This window comes from Dyella flagellata (assembly GCF_030160275.1).
Classification (GTDB): domain Bacteria; phylum Pseudomonadota; class Gammaproteobacteria; order Xanthomonadales; family Rhodanobacteraceae; genus Dyella_B; species Dyella_B flagellata.
Genome location: NZ_BSOA01000009.1, coordinates 1 through 692 on the forward strand (window position 1 = coordinate 1; position 692 = coordinate 692).

Sequence of the window (692 nt, forward strand, 5' to 3'; positions counted from 1 at the left end):
CCGGTTCGCGCTGCGCGTCCAGGATGTAGACCGCCGTGTGGGCGATCGGCCGGCCGATGTGCAAAACGCTGTCGTTGGAATCAAGGCGACCCGAGGTAGCCACTACGGTGGTTTCCGTGGGGCCATAGTTGTTGATCAACGCATAGCGGGAGCGCGCTTTCGGCGAGCATCTGAGGAGGTCGCCGCCGGTTAGCAGGTATTGCAGGGTTTCGTGAGTCGCGCTGCGTGACAAAATCTCTTCCGCCAGCGGGGTACTCAGGAAACCAGCATGCAGTGGCACTTGTTGCCACCAGTCCAACAGTTGTTCCGGGTAGCGGTTGGCGTCACCGGATGGCAAGGCCAGGCAGGCTCCGCTCCCCAGCGCCGAGCAGATTTCCCAACTGCACGCATCGAACGCAAGGCCGGCGGTGCTCGATACCTGTTTGCCGGCTAGAGGACCAAAGGTCTGGTCGTGCCAATTCACCAGATTGACGAGGCTGGCATGTTCGACCATTACCCCCTTGGGCACGCCGGTGGAGCCGGAGGTATAGATGAGGTAGGCCAGGTGGTGGGAGGCCAGGCCGACCGCCGCCGGGGATGGATCGTGCTCGCCATGCTGCCCCCAGGGCGGCGCAGCCTGCCCCAGGTCCAGCTGCGCCACGCCTTCGATCGCGTCCGCCAGGCCGTCGCGGCTCAACACCAGCACCGGGGCG

At 64.7% G+C, this 692-nt stretch carries 1 protein-coding gene; it reads right to left on the reverse strand.

Annotated elements, in window-relative coordinates:
• On the reverse strand, positions 1–692 hold a 692-nt coding region (locus QQJ96_RS06230), incomplete at both ends, for an AMP-binding protein (RefSeq protein ID WP_284331104.1).